We start from the raw sequence: 23,043 nt of genomic DNA on the forward strand, positions 1-23,043 counted from the left end.
ATGTCCTCAGAGCCCGGACACCTGCGGCAAGCGCAGGCGAACGAGCCGGTTGGCGAGATTGAGCTCCCACGGCTTGTCGTAGCGGCGGCGCCGGTAGCGCCACGACGCCATCGCGCTCAGCCCGCGCTTGGCCCACGGCGGCGAGCGCATGTCCTGCACGGTGGGAAACTTGCAGCGCAGCACCGTCACGAAATCCTGGATATGCCGGCGCAGGTCGTCGGTGAGCCACGGGGCGTCGGCATGGCAGGCGTAATCCACCCAGCGCTTCTGCGTCCATTCCTCGGGCGTGGCGGGAAACACCACCGGCTCGCCGTGGAGGTCGAGCAATGGCGTCGACGCGCGCTTGCCGCGATCCTTCTCGTGCTTGCTGCCCTCCGGCAGCGGCGTGTAGATGTACACGATGATTTCCGACGCGGGATTGATCTTCTTCAGCTCGCGGATGAACTCGAACGTATGCTCGGTTTCCTCCACCGTGTTTTCCGGTGGCGCCACCATGAACGACAGTTCGGGGATCACGCCGTGGCGCCGGCACAGCTCGGCCACCTCCAGCGTCTGGTCGGGCCGGGTGCCCTTGCGAATCTCCTTGAGCATGGCGCCGCTAGGCGATTCCGCGCCGATGTAGGCCATGCGCAGGCGGCTCTTGCGCACCAGTTTCCAGGTGCTTTCCGACATGTTGAGCAACGCGTCCGAACGGGCGTAGCACCACCAGGGCAGCTCGTACCGGGCCATCACCTCGAGCAGCGGGATCATCTCCTCCTCGCGGTCGAAGAAGTTGTGATCGAAGTACTGGATCGAATCCGCGCCCAGTTCGTACTTGAGGTACTTCAGGTCGCGCTCGAGGCGGGCCACGGCGGGCAGCTTGGTGGTGCCGCCGAACATCGCCGCCACGCCGCAGAACGTGCAGCGGAAGCGGCAACCGATGGCGGCCTGGTGCGCCGCCGTGCGCTGGCCCAGGAAGGTACGCGCGAGGTACCGGCGCGGGTCGCCGAGCTTGTCGTACGGCAGCACGATGCCCGGGTCCTCGTGCGTGAACTTGCGATTGGGGTTGTGCACGATGCCGCCGTCCGCCTGCTTCCAGGACAGGCCGCCGATGCGCGACACGTCGCGATCCGGACGGGCTAGCGCGGCCAACAGGTCCGGCAGGGTGTCCTCGCCCTGCCCGCGGATCGCGTAATCCACGTAGGGCGCGCCCAGCGCGGTATCGGTGTACAGCGTGGGGAAATAACCGCCCCAGACAATCGGCAGCGAGGGATACCGCTCGCGGATCGCCGTGGACACCGCGATCGACGGCGCCATCTGCGGGCCGCCCATCACGCTGATGCCCACGGCGTCGAACCCTCCGCCCTCGAGCTGGCGCAAGGTCGCCTCGACCGTGTCGCGTTCGATGTTGCCGTCGACGATGGTGCTGCTGCCGCGCTTGTCCAGCGACGCCGCGAGGTTGAGCAGCGACAACGGAAAGCGCGCGCTCGCGCGCGACGTGATGGTGGGATTGACCAGGAGTGTGTTAGGCGAGGGATTCATGCGCCATGCCGTGAAAGGAAGGAACGCCGCAGGCGGAAGACCAGGGCGACGGGCACTTCGAGGGCGACCGGGTCGAAACGCGCACCGGGGGGAATGTCGGCCGGATCGAGCATCGGCTCGAAGACGCCCTCCACGACCAGGCCGAGCCGTGCGCACGCGTCGTGCCAGCGGCTGTAGGCGTGCGTGGTATGCCGTACCGCATAGCGGCGTCCGTCGGCGCGGAAGTCGCGACGCCAGCCCAGCGCCTGCCCCACCGGATGAAAATCGCTGCACAGGATCTCGCCGCCCGGTTTCGTCACGCGACACAGCTCGGCGAGCGCGGCGTCGAGATCGGGCACGTGGCCCACCACCAGTCCGCACACGGTCACGTCCGCCACGCCGTCGCCCAGCGGCAACGCCGTGATGCTGCCTTGCCGGAGCGTGAGCCGTTCGCGCTGGTCGGCGCGGATCCATTCTTCCGCGCGATGCAACATCTCCGGCGACAGATCGACGCCCGTCGCCGACGCCGCGCCACGTGCGAGCACGTGGCGGAGGTATCGGCCGCTGCCGCATCCGGCATCCACCACCGCCATGCCTTCCAAAGACGTGGGCATGGCCGCGAGCATCGCGCGCTCCTCCGCGTGCATCAGCGGGTTGTGCGCGTGCGCGGGATACGATGCCGCCCAGAGCGCGTAGGCCGGCACGGGATCGAGGACAGGGGTGTCGGCGTGCATCAGTGCAGGTACTCCAGTCCCGGCTCGAGCGCGAACATCGCCGGGTCGGCGTAACGGCGATCGAGGAGTTTCGGTTTGCCGTCCAGCGATACGGCAAGGGTTTCGATGCCCGCGGCCTCGAACCACGGCGCGAAGTCGGGATCGGCCACGCAAGGACGGCCGTCGCGCACGACGGCGCGCAGGTCCGCGCGTCGCCGTCCCACGAGGCTGCCGGGAGCCGACGCGCCGTGGTCGGCGACGATCAGCAGGTCTGCCACGGCACCGTCGTCGAGGTGGCCCCGCCCCGCCACCCGCAGGATGCGTGCGGCGGCGGTCGTCACCAGGTCGAGCAAGGCCGACATCGGCAATCCCTCGTCAGTCGCCGAGGCCAGTTCATCGAGCAGGTCGCGCGATCCCGACAGCCGCGAATCGCTGCCGAGGGCGAGTCGCCCGGCCGCGTACAGCCGGCGCGGATCGAGCGTGCGGCCGAGCAGGCGACGATTGCTCGCCGGACACCAGACCACGGCCGCGCCGCATGCGATCACCCTATCGACGCCTTCGTCGTCGAGGCCCACGCCGTGCACGAGCACGCTGTTGGCCGCCAGGCAGCCCATCGCATCCAGTTGCGCGAGCTCGGCGCGTGCACGCTCGTCCGTGCCCTCGGCCAGGTGGATCATCCATGGGTTCGACGATGGCGTGGCGAGAAAGCCCCCGCGCACGTCGGGTCCGAAGACCGGCCCGTTCAACGCATAGCCCCAACCGTGCCCGCGCAGCAGCGATACCGGAAAATCGTCGGCGTCGAGCGAGGGATGCCACGGATCGTGATGCGCCACGAAAGTGGCGCCAGCCAGCAGGTTCTTCAGCGCGCCATGACGCATGCGCGTCGCCTTGGACACGGCCAGCGCGGTGGCCACGGCGGGATCGTCGAAATGCGCCTGGAACGCGTCGATCCAGTCGTAGCTGTTGGCGAACGTACGGTCGGCCGGCAACGGCGGCACGGCGTTCACCTGCAGGTGCTCGTGAGCGTTCACCAGTCCGGGAAAGATCAGGTGATCGTGCAGCGACACGACGAAGCCGCCCCGCCCCGGCGCATCCGCGACGCGGCCTGCGCGAACCGCCAGCGGTTCGCGTACCGCGCGGCCGTCGCGCACGACGGCCGCACCGTGGAAGATCACGTCCATGGCGTGCCCGGGCTCAACGGCGATGCATCACGATCAAGAAATGGTCACCCATGTCGCGAAGCAGCGGCAGGTGGCCGACACGGTCGTCGACACGACCCAGCCGCTCATACCACGACGGCCGCTTTCGATAGCGATCCACCATATACGGCGGCGGCATGAACAGGCTCAACGCACGGTATTCCTCCAGCGCGAAGTGCTCGGCGAACGCGGCGTAGAACTCGCGCGGCAGGTAGTACCAGGTCCAGATCGTGTGGCGGTTCATGCCCACCGCCGTGGCGCCGCGCGCGGCCCTGACCCACGCGCGGCGGAAACGGCCGCGCAGCGAGTAATGGGCCATCTCCCACGGGCAGATGCGTCCGATCACCGAGAACACCAGCGTACCGCCGGGGCGGATGAGGCGTGCGCATTCGGTCGCCGTGGCGCGCAGGTCCGGCGCGCAGTTGAGCGGACCGAAGTTGGAGTAGGCGCCGTCGAACTCGCCTTCGAGCCGATCCAGCTCCTGCACGCCGAGGTGGCGCGCGTCGACGCGCGACGCGACGCCGGCTTCGTCGGCGCGGGCGCGCGTGCGCTCGACCATGCGCGGTGACCAGTCGGTGGCGGTGACGTGGAAGCGGCTGCGGGCGAACTCGATCGCGTCGATGCCGGTGCCGCAACCCAGGTCGATCAGGCGCGAACCCGACGGCATCTTCTCGCGCACCGTGTTCCACAGGGTGTCGCGCATGCGCTGGATCAGTTCATTGTTGCCGCGCGGGCCGTCGTAATCGGCGGCCACGCTATCGAAGGCTTGCTGGGTCTGGGCCAGCCGTTGCTCAAGCGGCGTCGATGCCGCCAGGGGTTGCCGCAGGTTCATATCGTTCTCCGCCGCGCCGGGCTTCTGCACCGTAAGTGCCCGCCCGCTCGCGTTTGGTTGAACGCGAAAGGGCGTCCACCGCCGTCGCGGCCACCACGCCGAGGAAGAGCCCGGCCAGCACGCCGATGGCCATCAGCGGGACCTTCGCCGGCGCGACGGGACCCGGCGACACGGTGACCGGCCAGGGCATGGACGTGGGGAACGTGGCGGAGGGCAGCATCCGTGCGTCGAGGTCGGCGCGGATCTGCTTCATCGTGCGCAGGCCGGCATCGGCATTGGCCAGCGCCAGGCTCGCGAGCATCGCGTCGCCGTGCGCGGCGGTGGCCGCGTCGCGAGTGAGCCGGTCACGCTCCTGCTCGGCCGCGGCGATCGTCCGGTCGATGTCGGCGGAGCGCTTTCGCGTGGCCTCGAGTTGCGCCCGGCTCATGGCGGCGTGCAAGGCCACGAGGCGATCGACCGTCGCCATCGCCAGCTGGCGGGCGTCCTCCGCGGAATACCCCCGGACGTGCACACGGATCACGTTGGCGTAGAGGTCGGGATCCAGCGTGGTGCGCGCGCGGTACAGCCGCGCCTCGTCGCTCTCGTCGGCCAGGCCGAGGCCGTGAAGCACATCGTCCTGGAACGCCTTGCCCTGCAGACGCAGCAGGACGCGCTGGAACGGCTCCACCCTCGGATCGACGCCCTGCGGCACGGTGCCCACCTGCCCCACCTGGATCGCGGCGACGGCTTCCCACTGGCTCCTGGCCATGTGCAGCCCGGCGAACGTCGCGGCGATCGTCGCCAACGCCACGCCGACCGTCCACGGCCACCGCCGACGCACGATGCGCCACATGTCGATCAGGTAGATCTCGTTCTGTTGCATGAAGCGTCGACTCGTCAGGGAGGGAGGGTATGCAGCCGGCGATCGGGCAGCCACGCCGCGGCCAGTTGCATGAGCAGGCACAGGCCGATGAACCCGAAGTTCATCCAGATGAAGGCCTGCGGCGCGAACGGCGCCATCGCGCAGACGTACGCCATGCGCAGGAAGATCAGCAGGCCGAAGAACGACGGAGGTCCGCCGTGCAGCCGGCGCACGCTCCAGCGCATCAGCGCGTAGAGCAGGCCGAACGCGGCCATCGCGAGCACGGGGCCGCCGGCCAACAGGAACGGCAGGAACTCGGTGCCCACGTTCACGTTCGACGCATCCAGCGGCAGGGGCATCGCGACGCCGCTGCCGGGCAACAGTTGCCCGAACAGCACGGCCGGATCGCGGTAGCCCTTGGCGAGCATCGAGGCGAAGTTGTAAGGCCCGGCGGTGACGTAGAGCAGCAGCCACTGCACGCCCGCGGGGGCCTGCTTGTACAGCGGACCGAACGGCAAGAGCACCTGGGCGACGGAACCCGAGCGCACCATCCCCAGCACCGCGAACGCGCCGCAACCGATGACGCCCAGCAGGAGGACGGCCTTCCACGGCACCGGCCGCCGTTCGTCCCGGCGCAGCAGCATCACGAGCGCCATGGAGAACAACGACGCGAATATCCGGTTGCGGTCGATCACCAGCACGGGGAACACCAGGCCGGCGATCACCAGGGCATGGCGGAGCACGCGCACGCGCGTGCAGAGCATGCCGATGACCGGCAGCGTCCAGCACATGTCGGCGATGCGCCGGATATGTTCGTGGCCGCCTGTCATGGTGGCGTAGGACCCTGGGTCGTGCAGCAACGCGGCCGGGAACAGCGCGACGTCGAGCAGGCAAAAGACGAACACCGCCAGGCCGAACGCGAGGCCGACGAAGCCCTCGCGCGTGCCGACGTAACGCCGGCCGCGGAAGTCGGCACCGGACGGCACCCGGTCGCGCGACGCCAGGTCGGCGACCAGCACCGCCACGGCTGCCAGCGCGAGCAGGACCACGCCGTCGCCGTAACCGGGCGGCAAGGCGTAAGTCGCCCAGGTCACGGCGCAGGACAGCAGCATCGGCCACGCCACGTAGGTCGACGGCAAGGCGATGGGCGACCTCATACGCGCTCCGCCCGCGGATGCGGTCCCGGCAGGTGCAGGTGCCAGCGGAGACGCAGCACCGCGTAGCAGGCCAGTCGAACGGCTACGTGGCGGTACTGCGATTGAAGGAAGGCGATCTTCGCACCGATGTAGTGGATCTGCGCGCGGAGCAGCGTGCGGGACGGTTCGTCGAAGAGCGGTAGCCGCCGTATCGCCACGTCGCGCGATTCCTCGAGGTGGAGGATGCGCGTGGCCCGATGCTTCGTCTTGCTGATGTTGCGGCCATGGAGCCGATAGGCGCACACGCGCGCATCGATGAAGCCCAGGGCATCGCGCGCCGCGAGGCGGAGGAAGAGGTCCCAGTCGTCGATGCGCAGGCCCTCGGTCCAGCGCGCCACGGTTTCCAGTTCGCTGCGGCGAAGCAGCGTGACCGGGCCGCCCACCGCCCAGCGCGAGATCACCGCGCGCCGGATGCCTTCGTCGCTGCGGTAATCGCGCTTGTCGGCCCGATGCAGGTCGCACATGCCGCTGTCGTGGATCTTCCGGCCCTCGCGATCGACCACGATGGAGTCGCCGATGACCGCGCCCTTGCGCGGATGCTCTTGGAGATAGCGAACGAGCGTGCGCAGCCCCCCGGGAAGGAAATAGTCGTCGCTCGCGCCGATGCGCAGCAGCTCGCCGCGCGCACGCGCCGCCAGCTCGTTGAGCGTAGTGGCGATGCCACGATTGTCCCGCTGTACGAACTCGCAAGGCACCTCGTGCCCGTGCCGCGCGATCCACGCCGCGATGCGCTCGGCCGTCTTGTCGGTCGAACCGTCGTCGATGATCACGATTTCCTTGGCCGGATAAGGGTCCTCCAGCACGCTGTCGAGGCAGCGCTCGACGAAGTCCTCGTGGTTGTAGGCGGGGATGAGTATCGAGACCAGCGGCGATTCGTCGGTGAGATGGCGGTTCATCGGGCGGCCCCTCCGAGGAAACGGCGCACCACGACCGCGTTGAACGCGAAGTACGCCAGGTAGTTGATCGCGAACGCGTACATCGCGCCGATGAGGCCGAAGCGCGCGCTGCACAGGTAGACCAGCACCAGGTAGCTCGTCGCGAAGACGCATTCGGACACGACGTAGAGCCGGGTCATCGCCTTGGCGAGCATCAGGTACGACATCACGAAGGCCGCGATCTTGACCACGTCGCCCGCCAGTTGCGGCGCGTAGAGATCGTTGGCGGCGGCGAAGCCGCCACTGAAGAGAAGGCGGGTGATGGCGTCGCGCAACAGGTAGATGCCCAGGGCCATGACGACCACGGCAGGCATCAGCCAGCGCCATGCCTGCCGCAGTTCGTGCCCGATCGCGCCCGGGTCGCTCGTCGCCGCGAGCCGCGGCAGATAGTAGACGTTGATCGCGGTGGTGATGAACAGCAGGTAGGCATCGGAGACGCGCGTCACCGCCTGCCAGTAACCCACCTGTTCCCAACCCAGCGAGGCGGCGAGGTGGTCCCGCACGGCGATGTTGACCAGCGGCGGCAGCAGCGCGGAGGTCAACGACATGATCGAGAAGGCCGCGAGGCGCCGCGTCATCGTCGCGTCGAAGCGGACGCGTAGCATGCGCGTGTTGAAATATGGGCTGCGCCACCATGCCGGCAGGCCGACCAGCAGCCAGAACAGCTGACCCAGCACGAGCGCGAGCAGCGCGCCGTACAGGCCGAACGCATGGGCCAGGCACAGGGCGAGCGCCACGCTGAGGATCGATCCGGCCACCTGGATGAAGGCCAGGCGGCGCACGTCCATGAAGCCGTTGATCACGGCCAGCACGTAGTTCACCAGCGCAATGCCGATCAACGCCACCGCAAGGATGCGGATCAGGCCGTCGTAACCGGGGTCGCCCAGCAGCCAGGTCGCGAGCGGACGGCTGAACGGCAGGGCCACGCAGCCCATCACGCACGAAGCCGCGATGGCGTAGCCGAGCGCGGAGGCGAGGAGGCGCGACAGCCGCTCGGGATCGTCGCGGTATTCCGCCACGTATTTCACGATGCCGGCGTTGATGCCGCCGCCGGCGAACACCGCCAGCACGGACATGAGGCTCATGAACTGGCCGAGCCGGCCGACGCCGGCGGGACCGGCGAGCCATGCGACGAGCTTGACCGTGACCAGCGCCGCGCCCAGGCGCGCCGCGGTGCCGATGGCGGACCAGGCGCCGGCGCGCGCGATGTTCACGGATCGGCCTCGAAAGCCATGCAGGCATCGATGACGCGTTCGATCGCGTCGGCGTCCAGCGTCGGTCCCATCGGCAGGCTCAGCACCTCGGCGCTGAGGCGGTCGGTGATCGGCAACGCCACGTCCCACGCGCCCTCGTAGGCACCCTGGCGATGCGCGGGCACGGGATAGTGCACCAGCGTGTGCACGCCGCATTCGCGCAGGTGGCGCTGGAGCGCATCGCGCCGCGCACAGCGCACGACGAAAAGGTGCCACGCATGCGACTCGCCGGTCACGTCGCGCGGCAGGCCGATGGCGGGATGCTGGATGCCATGGAGATAGCGGCGAGCGACCGCGCGGCGCGTCGCGACGTCTTCGTCCACGTGCTGGAGCTTGACCCGCAGCATCGCCGCCTGGATCTCGTCCAGCCGCGAATTCACGCCGCGGTGCGGATGCCGGTACTTTACCTCGGAGCCGTAGTTTCGCAGGGCCGCCACGCGCCGGGCCAGCCGCTCGTCGGAGGTGACGACGGCACCGCCGTCGCCCAGCGCGCCGAGGTTCTTCGACGGGAAGAAGCTGAAGCCCGCGGCATCGCCGAACGCGCCCGCGCGCACGCCGCCGCGCGTCGCGCCATGGGCCTGCGCGGCATCCTCGATCAGCAACAGGCCGTGCCGCTTCGCGATGTCGCCGAGCGCGCCCATATCGGCGAGCTGTCCGTACAGGTGCACGGCGAGGATGGCGCGCGTGCGTGGACCGATGGCCGCTTCCACGCGCGCGGGATCGAGGTTGAACGTGGCCTCGTCGGGTTCGACCGGCACCGCGCGCAGGCCCGCCTCGTCGACCGCGAGGAAGCTGGCGATGAAGGTATTCGCCGGCGCGATCACCTCGTCGCCGGGCGAGAGTTCGCCAAGATCGCGATACGCCCGCAGGATCAGCGTAAGCGCGTCGAGGCCGTTGCCCACGCCCAGCGCGTGTCGCGTGCCGCACCATGCGGCGAATTCGCGTTCGAACGCCTCCAGCTCCCGGCCCAGCACGTACCAGCCCGAATCGATGACGCGGGCCACCGCGGCCTTGAGCGCGTCGGCGTGGCGCGCATTCACCTCGCGCAGGTCGAGGAACGGCACCTCGTCCGTCAGCGTCCCGGCCATGCCACCACGGTCTCGGCATAGGCGGGGATCTGCGACTCGCGCAGGAACTGGTCGTACTCGGCGATGTAGTCACCCGGATCGTAGGGCTGGTCGGCGAGCACCATCAGCACGCAGTCGTCGCTGAAGTCGTACAGCTCGCGCCAGACCATGCGGCCGATCAGGAGCCCCTGCGACGGATCGCTCAGGCGCGTCTCCACGGCCCCGGTGCCGTCGTCGAGCATCACGGTGACCGAGCCGCGCACCGCCACGGCCATCTGCGTCAGCCGGCGATGCGCGTGCTGGCCGCGGCGCACGCCTTCGCGCGTGGCGAAAATGTAATAGACGCGCCGGATGTCGAACGGCACGTTGAGCTTCGGTTCCAGCGCCACGAGCATGCCCCGGCGGTCGCCGTGCGTCTCCAGCTGGATGCGTTCGATCTCCATGGTCATCGGTCCCGCGTGGCCGCGTCGCGACCGTCGAAGCTGAGTGCCGCGCACGCCCTGCAAAGGTTGCATGCACGGGCGCACAACCTTTCGGAGCCCGCCCGGCACTCATCCGGTACGACGGCCCGGCACGGGCCTTCGCGGGGACACCACCAGAAGGGTTCGCAACGCATGGTTCGGGACACACGCGGCACCGCCACTCCCTATCCGCGGCCGATTCGCTGGCTGCACTGGCTCATGGCCCTGCTGGTGGCGGCCGGCGCGTGCGTGGCGCTGCTTCGCGAGGAAGTCTCCGGACGCGCCCTGCGCCTGTGGCTGCTCGAAGGCCATCGCCATATCGGCCTGCTCGTCTTGCTGCTGATCGCCGTCCGGCTCGCATTGCGCCTCACCCTGCGCGGCGCGCCGCCCGTGCCGATGCCGACCTTCCTGCACATCTGCGCAGGCGTTACCCACGTGCTGCTCTACGCGCTGCTGCTGGCCATGCCCTTGCTGGGCTGGGCGCTGAGCAGCGCCGCCGATCAGACCATCCACTTCTTCGGCTTCACCCTGCCGCACATCGTGGCCGCCGACGACGACCTCGCCGATCGCCTGCAGGCGTGGCACGTCGACGTGGCCTGGGTGCTGCTCGGCGTGGCCTGCCTGCACGCGGGCGCCGCCCTCTGGCACCACGTGGTCCGCCGCGACGGCGTGCTTCGCCGCATGTGGCCGTGACGGCCGCCTCCCTTTCATCGACACGAGGAGTTGTATCCATGGGACCTTTTTCCTTCCGACGACGGGCACGCCGCGCCGGCCGCGCCGGCTGGGGGGCCGCCCTGGCACTGCTGCTTTCGCTGGTGAGCCACGGCGCGCACGCCATTCCGGCCTTCGCCCGCCAGACCGGCGCCTCGTGCGCGGATTGCCATGCCGGTTCCTACGGTCCGGCGCTCACGCCCTATGGCATGCGCTTCAAGCTCGGCGGCTACACCGACACCGACGGTAAAGGCACCAAGATTCCTTTGTCGCTGCAACTGGTGGAGACCCACGTCGCCCCCGCGAAGGGCAGGGGCACCACCGACCTCACCGAGGGCGACCTGTTCATCGCCGGCCGCCTCACCGAGAACGTGGGCGGCATCGTCAAGGTGCAGGCCGTGCACACGGGCCACAATACCTACAACACGCAGTTGAGCAGCGTGGACCTGCGCTACGTCGCCAAGGAACTCACCTTCGCCGGCAAGAGCGCCCTCGTCGGCGTCACCGTGAACAACAGCCCGGGCTTCCAGGACCCGATCGGTGCTTTCCCCGGCTTCTCGGGCATCTCGCAGGGCGGCCGCACCGGCACGCTGCTCAATCCGTCGGCGCCCAACGCGCTGAACAACCACGTGATCGGCGCGTCGCTGTACACGGTGTACGACAAGGTGTGGTACGCCGAGGCGGGCACCTACCGCTCGCTCTCGCAGGAAGGCCAGGACAAGCTCGGTTTCAGCCCCGGCTCCGATCCGGGCCACCTCAGCAACACCGGTTATTTCCGCCTCGCCTACATGAAGGACATGCGCAAGCAGTTCTTCTCCGCCGGCGTGGTCGCGCTCACCACCAAGCGCCGGCTTCCGCGCGCCGCCCCCACCGACGAACTGAACGATTACGGCTACGACCTCACGTACCAGTACCTGGGCAACCGCGAACACATCCTCCAGGCCAGCTACGTCAACATCTACGAACACCGCCATTTCGGCAGCCGCCCGGCCAATCCGCTCGAACCGGGCACCCTCGCCCCGGCGCGCGGGTCCGCTCGCGACGAGATCATGTCGGCCACGTACACGTTCAGGCAGACCTACGGCATCACCGTGTCGCACCTGCGCGGCACCGGCTCCGACGATCCCGCGCGCTATTCCCCCGTGCTGCCCGATCCGGACGCCACGACGAACTTCTTCACGATCTTCTGGGCGCCGTTCGGCAAGGACGACGCGTGGATCAGCAAGGGCAACCTGAAGCTTGCCGCGACCTGGTTCCGCACCCTGCGCCTGAACGGGCGAAGCTCGAACATCTTCGGCGCCCCCCCGGGCGTCCAGCCGCTCAACGCCAAGGACATCAACGGCTTCGTGGTCACGGCCAGCCTCGCGTTCTGATGCCCTCCCCGTTTTCGACGTCCCGAGCCCAACGAAGGAAATCCAGCGTGACGATGCTCCCCACCCGCCCCCTGCCCGCGCGCCTCGCCGCCGCGGGCGTCCTCCTCCTCGGCACGCTGCTGGCCTCCCCCGCCAGCCGCGCCGGCGACGCCGCGGCCGGCAAGGACGTGTTCAAGTCCGAATGCGCCGAATGCCACAGCGTGAAGGAGGGAACGAACAAGAAAGGTCCCAGCCTGTTCGGTATCGTCGGCCGCAAGGCCGGTTCCATCGGCGATTTCAACTATTCCGACGCGATGCGCAACAGCGGAAAGACCTGGACCCCCGACGAGCTCCACGGTTATCTCTCGCAACCGGCGAAGCAGGCCGTGGCCGGCTCGAAAATGAAATACGATGGCCTGGACAACGCCAAGGACCTCGACGACTTGCTGTCGTACCTGGCGACCCTGAAATGAACCGGGCCACGGGCCGACCGCCATTCCATGACGGCTGACATACAGCCATCCCCCGACGTTCGCGAAGGCACGGCCGCACGCCGTGCCTTCCTGCTGTTCGCCGCCCTCGCCGCCCTGCCCGGTGCGGCGATCGCGGACGACTGGACGGCGACGGTGGCGGTCAGCTCGCAACTGGTCGACCGGGGCATTCCCGTGTCCGCGCCCGGCCCCGTCGTCCAGGGCGCGGTGAACGGGTTCACGTCCTCGGGGTGGTCGTTCGGCGCCTCGGCCAGCTATCAGACCAAGCCCATCGGGCGCTTCTCCGAAGCGCTGCTGCAAGGAGCCAAGGCGTGGCGGATCGACGACGACTGGCAGGTCCAGGCCGCCGCGCTCTATTACCGCTATCCGAACAATCCCGCCTGGCGCGCATTCGAACGCGTGGAACTGGGCGGCACGGTGATCTTCCGCGACGTGCTCACCGTGGGACTCAGCGCGGCCGAGCGCCTGCATGGGGGTGGCTCGCCACGCGCCGCCCTCGACGTGGGCCTGCGCTGGCCGTTGACCGACCACCTCTCGCTGGCCGCCGGCGCCGGCGTGGCCCGCTACCTGGTGACGCCGTACCATTACTATGACGGCCAGCGCTACGGCACCGGGTCCGGCCATTACACCTACGGCAACGCGGGCCTGGCCTGGTCCGACGGGGCCTGGCGCGTGGAATTGCTTCGCGTGATGGCCGACCGCGACCGGCGGCCGTTCGAGCGCGAGGCCTCGCCCTGGCTCGCCACGGTAGCCCGCAGCTTCTGACGCCCGGAGGGCCTCGGCAACTTTTTTCTTCCGCGTGGGTACTCACGAGTCCGAGAACCACGCCGTGACCCCCCCATGAGCCAGGCCGATACCGAACCCACAGACCGCATCCTGTTGCAGCGCATGGCCGATGGCGACCGTGCCGCGCTGTCCACGATGTACCGCGCCTACCACGGCCGGCTCACGCGTTTCCTCAACCGCCTCACGCGGCGGGCCGACATCATCGAGGAAGTGATCAACGACTGCTTCTGGATCGTCTGGCAGAAGGCCGGCACGTTCCAGGGCGACTCGCGGGTCTCCACCTGGATCATGGGCATCGCCTATCGCTGCGGCCTGAAATCGCTGCGCCAGCACGGCAGCGAGCCCGTCGACGAGGACAGCATCCCGGAAGACCGCGTGCCCTCGCACGATCCGGGCGAAGATCGCGAAATGCGCGACTGGCTGGGCCGCGGCCTCGACCGCCTCTCGCCCGAGCAGCGCGTGGTGGTCGAACTGGTCTACGGCATCGGGCATAGCCTCGACGACGTCGCCGCGATCATGCAGTGCCCTGTCGGCACCGTGAAGGCGCGCCTGTTCCACGCGCGGGTGAAACTGCGCAACCTGCTACCGGGCCTGGCCGGCGAAACGGCCCCGTCCAAGGAGAAACTGTCATGACCCGTCCCACCGCAGACGGCACCGAGTGCGCCCGCGCCTGGGAAGCCATGCCCTGGGTGCTCCAGGACAGCGCCGGCGCCTCGCAGAAGGCGTGGTTCGCCGAACACCTGGCGGGCTGCGCGGACTGCCGCCGTGAGTTCGAGTTGCAGGAGCGCCTGCACCTGGCCATGGCGCTCGACCCCATCGTCGAGCCCGATCCCGAGCTGGGCCTGCGCCGCCTGCTCGCCCGCATCGACGCGGACGATCCGCAGCGTGCCCCCGTGCGCAAGGTCGCCAACGCTTCGTGGGTGGTTCGCCTGCTCGCGGCCGCCGTGCTCGTCCAGGCGGTAGGCATCGGCGTGCTCGGCATGAAGCTGTGGACCAACGACCGTTCGCCCGCCAGCTATCGCACGCTCAGCTCGCCGTCGGCGCCCGCGCCGGCCGGTGCGCTGCACGTGGTGCCGGAGAAGAGCATGAGCGTGGACCGCTGGAACACGCTGCTCCGCGACCAGCACCTGAGCGTGGTCGGCGGTCCCAACAGCGTCGGCGCCTATACCGTCGTTTCCGACGACGCGCAGGCGTCCCAGGCCGACGTGATCAAGCGACTGCACGGCGCGGGCATCCGCTTCGCCGAACCGGCCACGGGCTCGCCATGAATCTCTTCCGCGTGGCGCTGGCCATCGCGCTGGCGGCGGCACCGCTCTGCGCCATCGCAAGCCCGGCGCAGAACGACGTGCAGCCGCCCGACGGCGTGACCGGCATGGACGCCACGCGCGACATCGTGCTCGCTGTCGACAACCCGCTCGCACCGGCGCCGCCGCGTGCCGGTTCCAGCCTCATCGGCTACGCGCCGCCGCCCACCTACGGCGTGGGCCAACGCGCCCGATCGCTGCTGGCCGACCTGCGCAAGCGCTACGGCTGGAACGAAATGGGCGGTTGGCCCATCCGCGCGCTCGGGCTGTACTGCATCGTGCTGCGCCCGCCGGCAGGCGTCGATCGCGACGCGCTGATCGCCGACCTGGGCAAGGACGACCGCGTGCGCCTGGCCCAGCCGTTGCAGGATTACACCGTCTACGCCTCGACGACGACCGAGCCGGAACATCACTACAACGATCCCTACACCGACCTCCAGCACGGCTTCGTCGACACGCAAGCGGCCGTCGCGCACGCGGTGACCCAGGGCAACGGCGTGCACGTGGCCATCGTCGACACGGGGGCCGACACCACGCACCCCGACCTCGCCGGGCACGTCACCGTCGCCGGCGACGCGGTCAGCGCCAACGACCCCGCGTTCGCGGACGATCGCCACGGCACGGAGGTGGCCGGCGTGATCGCCGCGGTGGGCGACAACCACCAGGGCATGGTGGGGATCGCGCCGAAAGCGAAGCTCAGCGTCTACAAGGCCTGCTGGTACCCCGACCCCAAAGGGGGCGCGCGCTGCAACTCGTTCACGCTCGCCAAGGCGCTCGGCGCCGTCGGCGACACCGACGCGCGCATCGTCAACCTCAGCCTGGGCGGTCCGGCCGATCCCCTGCTGGGCAAGCTGCTGTCGCACCTGATCTCGCAGGGCCGCATCGTGATCGCCGCGCTACCGCCCGATGGCGATTCCCTCGGATTCCCGGACAGCGCGCCCGGCGTGATCGTGGTGCGTTCCACCGCGAACACGCCCGCGCCGAAAGGCGTGCTCAGCGCCCCGGGCAACGACATCCTCACCACCCAGCCCGGCGGCGGCTACGATTTCACCTCGGGTTCGTCGATGGCCACCGCGCACGTGAGCGGCATCGTCGCCCTGCTGCTGGCGGTGTCGCCCACCATCGACGCCAAGCGCGTGCACGACGTGCTGCTCGACACCAGCACGGTCACCCACGGCATGCTCCAGGTGAACGCCGCGGCGGCGGTCGAGGCGATCAGGCGCTGAGCGGACGGAACATCCGGCAGAAGGTCGAGCGTTGACGGTGGGCCGGACACGGGTCACCCCCGGCGTGATCGACGCGGGAGGCCTTCACGACCGCGTCGGAGGGCCGGGCCTCCGGCGCCCTGGCGACGGCACAGCCCAGCGCCAGCACCAGGCCCGCGATGAGCGCGATGGATGTCCTTGCGGTCCGCATGCCCTGGCTCCCTTGGCCGTCGTCACCCCGACCATAGGGGGCCGGCGGAGAACGGGCAATACCCCGGATGGTGCAATACCGGCCCAACGGATGGCTTGGGTGTAAAATCGCCCGATGCGCATCGGCCCCTACGCCATCGCGCCGGCCGTGGTCCTCGCCCCCATGGCCGGCGTCACCGACAAGCCGTTCCGACTCCTGTGCAAGCGCATGGGGGCGGGCCTTGCGGTGTCCGAGATGACCACCGCCGACCCGCGCCTGTGGAACACGCGCAAGTCGCTGCGCCGCATGGACCACGACGGCGAGCCCGAGCCGGTCAGCGTGCAGATCGCCGGCTACGACCCGGGCATGCTCGCCGAGGCGGCGCGCTACAACGCCGACAACGGCGCGCAGATCGTCGACATCAACATGGGCTGCCCGGCCAAGAAGGTCTGCAACGTGTGGTCGGGCTCGGCCCTGCTGCAGGACGAACCCCTGGTGGCGCGCATCCTCCACGCCGTGGTGAAGGCGGTGGACGTGCCCGTCACGCTGAAGATCCGCACCGGCTGGGATCGCGAGCACCGCAACGCGCTCACCATCGCGCGCATCGCCGAGGACGCCGGCATCGCCGCGCTGTCGGTGCACGGCCGCACGCGCGCCGACAAGTACGAAGGCGAGGCCGAATACGCCACCATCGCGGCGGTGAAGGCCAGCGTGTCCATCCCCGTGCTCGCCAACGGCGACATCGTCGACCCGGCGAAGGCGCGGGAGGTACTCCGCCTCACCGGCGCCGACGCCGTGATGATCGGCCGCGGCGCGCAGGGCCGTCCCTGGATCTTCCGCGAGATCGCGCACCATCTGGCGACCGGCGGCTTCCTGCCCGAGCCTTCGCCCGCGGAGGTGCGCGACATCCTCGTCGGCCACCTCGAACATCTTTACGCGTTCTACGGCGAAACGATGGGCGTGCGCATCGCGCGCAAGCACCTGGGGTGGTACGCGAAGGATCGTCCCGAGAACGCGGCGTTCCGTCAGGTGGTGAATCGTGCGGAAGACGCGGCGACGCAGTTGCGGCTGACGCGGGATTACTTCGACGCGCTCTCGGCCGGCCTCAAGGCCGCATGACTTCCCCGCGGACATCGGACGCCCGGCGGTAGGCACCGGCCTGCGGCGAGGCGTACGGTCGTCGCGACAACCTTCCCCCGCCGAACCGTCACTCACGCGGACACCGCCTCCGTTACCGCGTACGCATGGACTCCCCCACCGTTTCGATCATCCTGCCGACATACAACCGCACGGATTACCTGCGTGAAGCCGTCGCTTCGGCCATCGGGCAGACGTTCGACGACTGGGAGATGATCGTCGCCGACGACGGCTCGTCGGAAGACACCCGTGCCTACCTGCGTTCGCTCCACGATCCGCGTATCACCGTGCTTTGGCTTCCGCATACCGGCGTCCCGTCGATCGGACGCAACGCGGCCATCGGAAAGGCACGCGGACGTTACCTGGCTTTCCTGGATTCGGACGACCGTTGGCGGCCGACCAAGCTCGCAAGGCAACTCGACGCGCTGCGCGGCTCGCCCGATTGCCGATGGAGCTACACCGCGGCGGACGTGATCCGACCCGACGGCCATCCGTTTCCTCGCGACGATCTCGCCCCCTGGGTCGCACACGCGGGCGACATCACCGAGCGCCTGCTCACGATCGAAGCGGCCATCGCCATCGACACCGTCATGGCCGACCGGCACCTCGTGCTCGACGTGGGCGGCTTCGACGAAGGGCAACGATTCGGCGAAGACTACGACCTCTACGTGCGCCTGGCGCTGCGCAGTCCCGTCGTCACCGTCGACGAATCCCTCGCCGTGATCCGCGTGGGCGACGGCGCCAACTACAGCGCGAACCGCACGCTCGCCTACGAAGGCTGGGTGCAGCTGTATGCCAGATACGCCGATACCCTTCCCACCCGACGCCTGAGGGCCGTGGCCCGACGCCGCCGGGCCGAAAGCCTGCTGGTGCTGGCCCGGCTGCATACCGGTTCGGGCCAGCCGAAGCTCGCCTTGCGCACGCTATGGCATGGCATGCCCGGTGCGATGCTCGCCTTTCTTCCGTGGAGTTGGCGAGCCGGCAAGGAAGTCGTACGCGCGGGTCGCGTGGCCCTGGGCCAGCGCTAGAAGAAGGACGCGCCGCCGAAGGTTGTCCGACGACTCAACGCCGCGACAGCACGGCGTTCAACTTCGTCCGGTCCAGTTCCCGCTCCCACGCGCACACCACGATCGCCGCGACGCCGTTGCCGACGAGGTTGGTCATGGCCAGCCCCGTGCCGAGGAAGCGGTGGATCCCGAGGATCAGCACCATGCCCGCGACCGGAACCACCGGCACCACGCTCAGGGTGGACGCGAGCATCACCAGCGCGGCACCGGCCACGCCGCTGGCACCCTTGGAGGTGAGCATGCCGACGATGGCCACGGTGATCTGCTGCTGCAGGGTCAGATCGATGTTCAGCGCCTGAGCGATGAACAGGATCGCCATGGTCAGGTAGATGTTGGTGCCGTCGAGGTTGAACGAGTAGCCGGTCGGCACGACCAGGCCCACGGTTTCCTTCGGGCAGCCGAGGTCTTCCATCTTGCGCATGAGCGGCGCGAGCACCACTTCCGACGAGCTGGTGCCCAGCACGATCAACAGCTCGTCGCGGATGTAGCCGCAGAACCGGATGATGCTGAAACCCGCGATGCGCGCGACGATGCCGAGGATGAGCACCACGAACAGGATGCACACCACGTAGAAACTGCCGATCAGTTCCATCAGCGGCACCAGCGACACCACGCCGTACTTGCCGATGGTGAAGGCCATGGCGCCGAACGCGCCGATCGACGACACGCCGGTGATGTAGTGCACGATCTTGAAGAACACCTGCGCGCCGGCTTCGATCACGTCGTAGACCGGCTTGCCGCGCTCGCCGATCGCGGCGAGCGCGCAACCGAACAGTACCGAGACCAGCAGGATCGACAGCACGTCGCCCTTGGCGAACGCGTTGACGAAGGTGGTGGGGATGATCGACAAGACGAACTGGATCGACTCGATGTTGTGGCCTTGCGCCACGAGGTTGCCGATCTCCCCCGACTTCAGCGTCGACGGGTCCACGTCGAAGCCCGTGCCCGGATGGAACACGTGGCCGGCCACCAGCCCGAAGAACAGTGCGATGGTGGAGATGACCTCGAAATACAGCAGCGCCTTGCCGCCGACGCGGCCGACCTTGCGCATGTCGCGCATGCCCGCGATGCCGGTCACCACCGTGCAGAAGATGATCGGGCCGATCACCATGCGGATGAGCGAAATGAAGGCATCGCCCAGCGGCTTCATCGCCACCGCGTACCTCGGCGAGAGGTAGCCGAGGATCACGCCGATGACCACCGCCACCAGCACCTGGACGTAGAGCTGCCGGTAGAAGGGCTTGCGCGGCGTCGCCGGCGGGAGGTGGACGGTGGTATCGGGCATGGGGGGACTCGGTGGGCGGATCAGGCGAAGTCGTACAGGCGTGCGGGATTGTCGACGAGCAGCTTCCGGCGCAGCCCGTCGTCGGGGCAGAAACGGAACATCAGGTCGACGAGCTCGCCGTCGTTGGGCATGTCCTTGGAAATGTTCGGATGCGGGAAGTCCGTGCCCCACAGCACGCGGTCGGGCGCGGTGTCGATCAGCGCCTGCGCGAAGGGGATGGCGTCGTCGAACGGACGCTCGCCCACCGACACGCGCTCGGCGCCGCACACCTTGACCCAGGCCAGCGGATTGTCGCGCATCAGCGCCACCAGCAGGCGGAACGGCGCCTGGTCCAGGCCCTTGGCGGCCTGCACGCGGGCCATGTGGTCGATCACGAAGGGTACCCTGATCTTCGCCAGCACGTCGTCGTTGAGCTCGACGATGTCCTGGGCATCGAGGTGCAGCACGACATGCCAGCCCATCTGGGCCACCTTGTCGAGCACGCGCCAGAACACCTTCATGTCCGGGCGGCCGCCCAGGTGCTGCACGAAGTTGAAGCGCACGCCGCGTACGCCGCCCTCATCGAGCGCTTCGAGGCCGCGCTCGTCGATGCCGTCGTCGACGATGGCCACGCCGCGGTAGCGACCGTTGCCCCGGGCAATGGCGTCGATCATCGCGGTGTTGTCGGTGCCGTGGCAGCTCGCCTGCACGATCACGCCGCGCTGGAGGCCGAGGAAGTCGTGCAGCTTCACCAGGTGCTCGTAGGGGGCATCCGGCGGCGTGTAGCTGCGGTCCGGGGCGTAGGGGAAGACGTCGGCGGGGCCGAAGACGTGGCAATGCGCGTCGCAGGCATTCGGCGGCAGCGCGTGCCGCGGCTTGACGGGATTCGGGTCGGGAGGGAGGCAGCTCTTCATGGCTCTTCAGTCGTTCGGGAGGTCGTCGATGTAGCGCAAGCCGGCATCGGCCAGCTTCGGGCGCATGTCGTAGATATCGAGGCCCAGCTCGCCCGCCGCGAGGCGCTCGCGCTTGGACTCCTCGTTGAGCGTGCGCTTGCGCGCGGCGGTGATGGCGGCATCGACGGTGGCGTGGGTCACCACCACCACGCCGTCGTCGTCGGCCACGACGGCATCGCCGGGCTTCACCACCTGGCCGCCGATCACCACCGGCACGTTGACCGAGCCGAGCGTGGCCTTCACGGTGCCGCGCGCATGCACGGCACGGGCCCACACGGGAAAGCCCATCTTGCGCAGTTCGGCGCTGTCGCGCACGCCGGCATCGATCACCAGGCCGACCACGCCACGCGACATCAACGAGGTGGCGAGCAGGTCGCCGAACATGCCGTCGGTGTTCTCGGTGGTGCAGGCCACCACCAGCACGTCGCCGGGCCGGCACTGCTCCACCGCCACATGCAGCATCCAGTTGTCGCCGGGCTGGGCGAGCACGGTCACCGCCGAACCGGCCACGCAGGCGTCGCGCTGGATCGGCGCGATCGGCGGCTGCAGCAGGCCGATGCGGCCCTGCGCCTCGTGCACCGTCGCCACGCCCATCGAAGCCAGCGACTGCGCCTGCTCGGGGGTAATCGACGGGCGGTTGCGGACGACGACGCCGATCATGCCAGCGTGCCCTGCGTCACGTGCGGGAACACGCGCTGGTAGGCTTCGGCGTAGGTGATCTTGAAGTCGGAGTTGCGCGTGGCCTGCGCACCGCGCTGGAGGCCGACGCGCGTGTAGTACTCCCACAGATGCTCCTGCGCGCGCATCGTTTCGAAGGCGGCCTTCTTCTTGTCCCATACCGAGGTGATGTCGAGGAACAGCTCCGGCTTCCACTCGCACTGTTCCGGCTGGTGCGGTTCGAACAGGAACACGGGCGGCGCGCCGATCACCGGCACCGCCGGATCGTGACCGTGGGCCTGGGCCACCACCCGGGCCTCCTGAGCGACGTGCGTGGCCAGCGGGTGGTCGAAGTTGTAGGGGTCCTTCAGCGAGTGGCTCAGCACGAAGGACGGACGCAGCTCGCGATAGACCTTGGCCAGGTGGAACACCACGTCGAGGTCGGCGCGCATCGGATAGTCGCCGATGTCGAGGAATTCCACGCTGGCACCGAGGATGCCGGCGGCCTCTTCGGCTTCCCGGCGGCGGTCGGTCTTCACCTTGTCCATCGTCATCCCCGGCTGCCGCCAGAGCTTGGCGGACTCGCCGCGCTCGCCGAACGACAGGCAGACGATGTGCACCTTCCAGCCTTTCTCGGCGTGCAGCGCGATGGCGCCGCCGGCGCGCCAGACGAAGTCGGCGGAATGGGCGCTCACGACGAGCGCGGTGCGGTTCTCGGACATGGGGGACTCCGTGGGGAAAGGGGGAGCGATCAGGCGGACGGGCCGGGCCAGATCGAGGGAGAGACGGGCACGCTGCCGCGCATCAGCAGGCGCGCGGTGCGCAACAGGGCGGCGCGCACGACGCGGTCGCCCTCCAGGCCGAGTTCGACGCTGAACTCGCCCGTGGGATGTTCGATGGACAGGGAGCGCGAGTCGCCCTCCCCCGGCGACGCCACGTCATGGGCGACCGTGCCCGGCAGCACCGCCGCCGTGGCGACGGTGACGGCGCCGAGCACGCCGATGGACGTGTGCACGTCTTTCGGGATGAAGGTGCGCGTGCCGATCGCGCCGCCGTGCGCGGCCTTCGACACGAGCGTGATCTTGGGCACTGGCTTCTTCGTCACGTCGCCGAGATTCATCAGCGGGCCGGCCTTCAACCGCAGCGCTTCGATGCGCGCCTTGAGCGCGACGTTCGCGTCGAGATCGGCGGGCGATTCGTCGCCCCGCACGCCGAGGGCGGCGGCATGGACGATCATCACCGGCATGCCGTTGTCGATCAGCGTCACTTCCACGCCATCGATGGTGTCGCGCAGGTTACCCGTGGGCAGCAGGCTGCCGGCCAGCGAGCCTTCGGTATCGAGGAAACCGCAGGTCACCGGCGCCGCGGGGCGCGGCACGCCGTCGATCCGCGCCTCGCCGTCGTACCGTGGGCGCCGACCGGGCGTGAGGATGGTGATCTCGGCGACCACGCCGGTGTTCACCGTACGCACGCGACGCGTGGTGGTGCCTTCGTCGGCCCGCAGCAGGCCCGCCTCGATCGCCGCCGGCAACGCGGCCGCGAGCATGTTGCCGCAGTTGGGGGTGGTGTCGACCGAGGCCTCCGCGATGCCGACCTGGCCGAACAGGAAATCGAGGTCGGCGGCATCGTCGGCCGGAATGGACAGGATGCCGATCTTGCTGGTGAGCGACTTGGCTCCGCCCAGCCCGTCGATCTGGCGGTCGTCCGGCGAGCCCATGGCGGCGAGGATCACCGCGTCGCGGGTCGCCGCGTCGGCGGGGAGGTCTTTGGCGAGGAAGAACGGCCCCTTGGAGGTGCCGCCGCGCATGTACCAGCAGGGAATTTCGTGGGACATCGGTCGATACGCCATCACGGTATGGCGTTGATGGTCGTCACCCCCGGCCGGCCGAACAACGCGATCCGCCGCTTATCTGATATGCATGAATTGCA

The 23,043-nt window shown here is 69.1% G+C and carries 25 protein-coding genes; 9 read left to right on the top strand and 16 right to left on the bottom strand.

The window, feature by feature from the left end; translation table 11 throughout:
- Positions 1-6 precede the first annotated feature (6 nt).
- The 10 genes from JNG39_RS17280 to JNG39_RS17325 are packed head-to-tail and all read right to left on the bottom strand — an operon-like array spanning position 7 to position 9,979.
- Positions 7-1,521, bottom strand: a complete 1,515-nt coding sequence (locus JNG39_RS17280) for a radical SAM protein (protein ID WP_368313184.1) — start codon at positions 1,519-1,521, stop codon at positions 7-9.
- Entirely contained in the window at positions 1,518-2,234 is a 717-nt protein-coding gene (locus JNG39_RS17285; RefSeq protein ID WP_368313185.1) for a class I SAM-dependent methyltransferase, read from the bottom strand. The genes JNG39_RS17280 and JNG39_RS17285 overlap by 4 nt, the downstream gene beginning before the upstream one ends.
- On the bottom strand, positions 2,234-3,394 hold the full coding sequence (locus tag JNG39_RS17290; protein WP_368313186.1) for an amidohydrolase family protein: 1,161 nt from the start codon (positions 3,392-3,394) through the stop codon (positions 2,234-2,236). Before JNG39_RS17290 ends, JNG39_RS17285 begins: the two co-directional genes overlap by 1 nt.
- A 13-nt stretch (positions 3,395-3,407) precedes the next feature.
- Entirely contained in the window at positions 3,408-4,244 is an 837-nt protein-coding gene (locus JNG39_RS17295) for a class I SAM-dependent methyltransferase (protein WP_368313188.1), read from the bottom strand.
- Positions 4,204-5,106 (bottom strand): Wzz/FepE/Etk N-terminal domain-containing protein, encoded by a 903-nt coding sequence (locus JNG39_RS17300; RefSeq protein WP_368313190.1) that lies wholly within the window; start codon positions 5,104-5,106, stop codon positions 4,204-4,206. Before JNG39_RS17300 ends, JNG39_RS17295 begins: the two co-directional genes overlap by 41 nt.
- A gap of 14 nt (positions 5,107-5,120) precedes the next feature.
- Positions 5,121-6,242, bottom strand: coding sequence for a hypothetical protein (locus tag JNG39_RS17305; protein ID WP_368313191.1), 1,122 nt, complete (start codon positions 6,240-6,242; stop codon positions 5,121-5,123).
- Positions 6,239-7,177 carry a glycosyltransferase gene (locus JNG39_RS17310; RefSeq protein WP_368313192.1) on the bottom strand — a complete coding sequence of 313 codons (939 nt, stop codon included), beginning with the start codon at positions 7,175-7,177 and terminating at the stop codon, positions 6,239-6,241. The genes JNG39_RS17305 and JNG39_RS17310 overlap by 4 nt, the downstream gene beginning before the upstream one ends.
- The gene (locus JNG39_RS17315; protein WP_368313194.1) at positions 7,174-8,430 is read right to left on the bottom strand and encodes an O-antigen translocase; all 1,257 of its coding nucleotides are present in this window, start codon (positions 8,428-8,430) and stop codon (positions 7,174-7,176) included. The genes JNG39_RS17310 and JNG39_RS17315 overlap by 4 nt, the downstream gene beginning before the upstream one ends.
- Complete coding sequence (locus JNG39_RS17320) at positions 8,427-9,557, bottom strand: DegT/DnrJ/EryC1/StrS family aminotransferase (protein WP_368313195.1); 1,131 nt, start codon at positions 9,555-9,557, stop codon at positions 8,427-8,429. Before JNG39_RS17320 ends, JNG39_RS17315 begins: the two co-directional genes overlap by 4 nt.
- Positions 9,542-9,979, bottom strand: a complete 438-nt coding sequence (locus JNG39_RS17325) for an FdtA/QdtA family cupin domain-containing protein (RefSeq protein WP_368313266.1) — start codon at positions 9,977-9,979, stop codon at positions 9,542-9,544. The genes JNG39_RS17320 and JNG39_RS17325 overlap by 16 nt, the downstream gene beginning before the upstream one ends.
- Before the next feature lie 171 nt (positions 9,980-10,150).
- Here JNG39_RS17325 and JNG39_RS17330 point away from each other — a divergent pair, with 171 nt between their 5' ends.
- From JNG39_RS17330 to JNG39_RS17360, 7 genes are all read left to right on the top strand, one after another.
- A complete protein-coding gene (locus JNG39_RS17330; RefSeq protein ID WP_368313196.1) occupies positions 10,151-10,690 on the top strand; it encodes a cytochrome b in 540 nt (179 codons plus the stop codon).
- A gap of 38 nt (positions 10,691-10,728) precedes the next feature.
- The gene (locus tag JNG39_RS17335; protein WP_368313198.1) at positions 10,729-12,081 is read left to right on the top strand and encodes a cytochrome C; all 1,353 of its coding nucleotides are present in this window, start codon (positions 10,729-10,731) and stop codon (positions 12,079-12,081) included.
- Positions 12,082-12,134: 53 nt separating this feature from the next.
- Entirely contained in the window at positions 12,135-12,533 is a 399-nt protein-coding gene (locus JNG39_RS17340; RefSeq protein WP_368313268.1) for a c-type cytochrome, read from the top strand.
- Positions 12,534-12,560: 27 nt separating this feature from the next.
- Positions 12,561-13,316, top strand: a complete 756-nt coding sequence (locus JNG39_RS17345) for a hypothetical protein (RefSeq protein WP_368313199.1) — start codon at positions 12,561-12,563, stop codon at positions 13,314-13,316.
- Between the two features lie 75 nt (positions 13,317-13,391).
- Positions 13,392-13,970 (top strand): sigma-70 family RNA polymerase sigma factor, encoded by a 579-nt coding sequence (locus JNG39_RS17350; RefSeq protein ID WP_368313200.1) that lies wholly within the window; start codon positions 13,392-13,394, stop codon positions 13,968-13,970.
- Positions 13,967-14,605, top strand: a complete 639-nt coding sequence (locus JNG39_RS17355; protein WP_368313201.1) for a zf-HC2 domain-containing protein — start codon at positions 13,967-13,969, stop codon at positions 14,603-14,605. The genes JNG39_RS17350 and JNG39_RS17355 overlap by 4 nt, the downstream gene beginning before the upstream one ends.
- Entirely contained in the window at positions 14,602-15,867 is a 1,266-nt protein-coding gene (locus JNG39_RS17360) for a S8 family serine peptidase (protein WP_368313202.1), read from the top strand. The genes JNG39_RS17355 and JNG39_RS17360 overlap by 4 nt, the downstream gene beginning before the upstream one ends.
- On the opposite strand, the gene JNG39_RS17365 is transcribed toward JNG39_RS17360, so the two are convergent.
- Positions 15,857-16,057, bottom strand: coding sequence for a hypothetical protein (locus JNG39_RS17365; protein ID WP_368313204.1), 201 nt, complete (start codon positions 16,055-16,057; stop codon positions 15,857-15,859). The two genes, JNG39_RS17360 and JNG39_RS17365, sit on opposite strands and share 11 nt — an antisense overlap.
- A gap of 114 nt (positions 16,058-16,171) precedes the next feature.
- On the opposite strand from JNG39_RS17365, the gene dusB reads away from it, so the two are divergent.
- Together dusB and JNG39_RS17375 are read left to right on the top strand one after the other, a co-directional pair.
- Positions 16,172-17,155 carry a tRNA dihydrouridine synthase DusB gene (gene dusB / locus JNG39_RS17370; protein ID WP_368313206.1) on the top strand — a complete coding sequence of 328 codons (984 nt, stop codon included), beginning with the start codon at positions 16,172-16,174 and terminating at the stop codon, positions 17,153-17,155.
- A gap of 125 nt (positions 17,156-17,280) precedes the next feature.
- Positions 17,281-18,201: a glycosyltransferase family 2 protein gene (locus tag JNG39_RS17375; RefSeq protein ID WP_368313208.1), complete on the top strand. Its 921-nt coding sequence runs from the start codon at positions 17,281-17,283 to the stop codon at positions 18,199-18,201.
- A gap of 34 nt (positions 18,202-18,235) precedes the next feature.
- Here the strand turns inward: JNG39_RS17375 and JNG39_RS17380 are convergent, their stop codons facing one another.
- From JNG39_RS17380 to JNG39_RS17400, 5 genes are read right to left on the bottom strand one after another with little or no spacing between them, the layout of a single operon-like run.
- Positions 18,236-19,525, bottom strand: a complete 1,290-nt coding sequence (locus JNG39_RS17380; RefSeq protein WP_368313210.1) for a dicarboxylate/amino acid:cation symporter — start codon at positions 19,523-19,525, stop codon at positions 18,236-18,238.
- A 20-nt stretch (positions 19,526-19,545) separates the two neighbouring features.
- Positions 19,546-20,418, bottom strand: coding sequence for an amidohydrolase (locus JNG39_RS17385; protein WP_368313211.1), 873 nt, complete (start codon positions 20,416-20,418; stop codon positions 19,546-19,548).
- 6 nt (positions 20,419-20,424) lie between these two features.
- Positions 20,425-21,117: a 4-carboxy-4-hydroxy-2-oxoadipate aldolase/oxaloacetate decarboxylase gene (locus tag JNG39_RS17390; RefSeq protein WP_368313213.1), complete on the bottom strand. Its 693-nt coding sequence runs from the start codon at positions 21,115-21,117 to the stop codon at positions 20,425-20,427.
- Entirely contained in the window at positions 21,114-21,836 is a 723-nt protein-coding gene (locus JNG39_RS17395; protein WP_368313214.1) for a PIG-L deacetylase family protein, read from the bottom strand. The genes JNG39_RS17390 and JNG39_RS17395 overlap by 4 nt, the downstream gene beginning before the upstream one ends.
- A gap of 29 nt (positions 21,837-21,865) precedes the next feature.
- Positions 21,866-22,948, bottom strand: coding sequence for a 4-oxalomesaconate tautomerase (locus tag JNG39_RS17400; protein ID WP_368313215.1), 1,083 nt, complete (start codon positions 22,946-22,948; stop codon positions 21,866-21,868).
- Positions 22,949-23,043 lie beyond the last annotated feature (95 nt).

It is taken from the genome of Luteibacter sp. CQ10, assembly GCF_040900725.1.
Lineage (GTDB): Bacteria > Pseudomonadota > Gammaproteobacteria > Xanthomonadales > Rhodanobacteraceae > Luteibacter.

Bases quoted from the DNA above. Each gene is read 5' to 3' on its own strand.
- JNG39_RS17280 (WP_368313184.1), bottom strand. From the start codon at position 1,521: ATGAATCCCTCGCCTAACACACTCCTGGTCAATCCCACCATCACGTCG.
- JNG39_RS17285 (WP_368313185.1), bottom strand. From the start codon at position 2,234: ATGCACGCCGACACCCCTGTCCTCGATCCCGTGCCGGCCTACGCGCTC.
- JNG39_RS17290 (WP_368313186.1), bottom strand. From the start codon at position 3,394: ATGGACGTGATCTTCCACGGTGCGGCCGTCGTGCGCGACGGCCGCGCG.
- JNG39_RS17295 (WP_368313188.1), bottom strand. From the start codon at position 4,244: ATGAACCTGCGGCAACCCCTGGCGGCATCGACGCCGCTTGAGCAACGG.
- JNG39_RS17300 (WP_368313190.1), bottom strand. From the start codon at position 5,106: ATGCAACAGAACGAGATCTACCTGATCGACATGTGGCGCATCGTGCGT.
- JNG39_RS17305 (WP_368313191.1), bottom strand. From the start codon at position 6,242: ATGAGGTCGCCCATCGCCTTGCCGTCGACCTACGTGGCGTGGCCGATG.
- JNG39_RS17310 (WP_368313192.1), bottom strand. From the start codon at position 7,177: ATGAACCGCCATCTCACCGACGAATCGCCGCTGGTCTCGATACTCATC.
- JNG39_RS17320 (WP_368313195.1), bottom strand. From the start codon at position 9,557: ATGGCCGGGACGCTGACGGACGAGGTGCCGTTCCTCGACCTGCGCGAG.
- JNG39_RS17325 (WP_368313266.1), bottom strand. From the start codon at position 9,979: ATGGAGATCGAACGCATCCAGCTGGAGACGCACGGCGACCGCCGGGGC.
- JNG39_RS17330 (WP_368313196.1), top strand. From the start codon at position 10,151: ATGGTTCGGGACACACGCGGCACCGCCACTCCCTATCCGCGGCCGATT.
- JNG39_RS17335 (WP_368313198.1), top strand. From the start codon at position 10,729: ATGGGACCTTTTTCCTTCCGACGACGGGCACGCCGCGCCGGCCGCGCC.
- JNG39_RS17340 (WP_368313268.1), top strand. From the start codon at position 12,135: ATGCTCCCCACCCGCCCCCTGCCCGCGCGCCTCGCCGCCGCGGGCGTC.
- JNG39_RS17345 (WP_368313199.1), top strand. From the start codon at position 12,561: ATGACGGCTGACATACAGCCATCCCCCGACGTTCGCGAAGGCACGGCC.
- JNG39_RS17350 (WP_368313200.1), top strand. From the start codon at position 13,392: ATGAGCCAGGCCGATACCGAACCCACAGACCGCATCCTGTTGCAGCGC.
- JNG39_RS17355 (WP_368313201.1), top strand. From the start codon at position 13,967: ATGACCCGTCCCACCGCAGACGGCACCGAGTGCGCCCGCGCCTGGGAA.
- JNG39_RS17360 (WP_368313202.1), top strand. From the start codon at position 14,602: ATGAATCTCTTCCGCGTGGCGCTGGCCATCGCGCTGGCGGCGGCACCG.
- JNG39_RS17365 (WP_368313204.1), bottom strand. From the start codon at position 16,057: ATGCGGACCGCAAGGACATCCATCGCGCTCATCGCGGGCCTGGTGCTG.
- dusB (WP_368313206.1), top strand. From the start codon at position 16,172: ATGCGCATCGGCCCCTACGCCATCGCGCCGGCCGTGGTCCTCGCCCCC.
- JNG39_RS17375 (WP_368313208.1), top strand. From the start codon at position 17,281: ATGGACTCCCCCACCGTTTCGATCATCCTGCCGACATACAACCGCACG.
- JNG39_RS17380 (WP_368313210.1), bottom strand. From the start codon at position 19,525: ATGCCCGATACCACCGTCCACCTCCCGCCGGCGACGCCGCGCAAGCCC.
- JNG39_RS17385 (WP_368313211.1), bottom strand. From the start codon at position 20,418: ATGAAGAGCTGCCTCCCTCCCGACCCGAATCCCGTCAAGCCGCGGCAC.
- JNG39_RS17390 (WP_368313213.1), bottom strand. From the start codon at position 21,117: ATGATCGGCGTCGTCGTCCGCAACCGCCCGTCGATTACCCCCGAGCAG.
- JNG39_RS17395 (WP_368313214.1), bottom strand. From the start codon at position 21,836: ATGTCCGAGAACCGCACCGCGCTCGTCGTGAGCGCCCATTCCGCCGAC.
- JNG39_RS17400 (WP_368313215.1), bottom strand. From the start codon at position 22,948: ATGTCCCACGAAATTCCCTGCTGGTACATGCGCGGCGGCACCTCCAAG.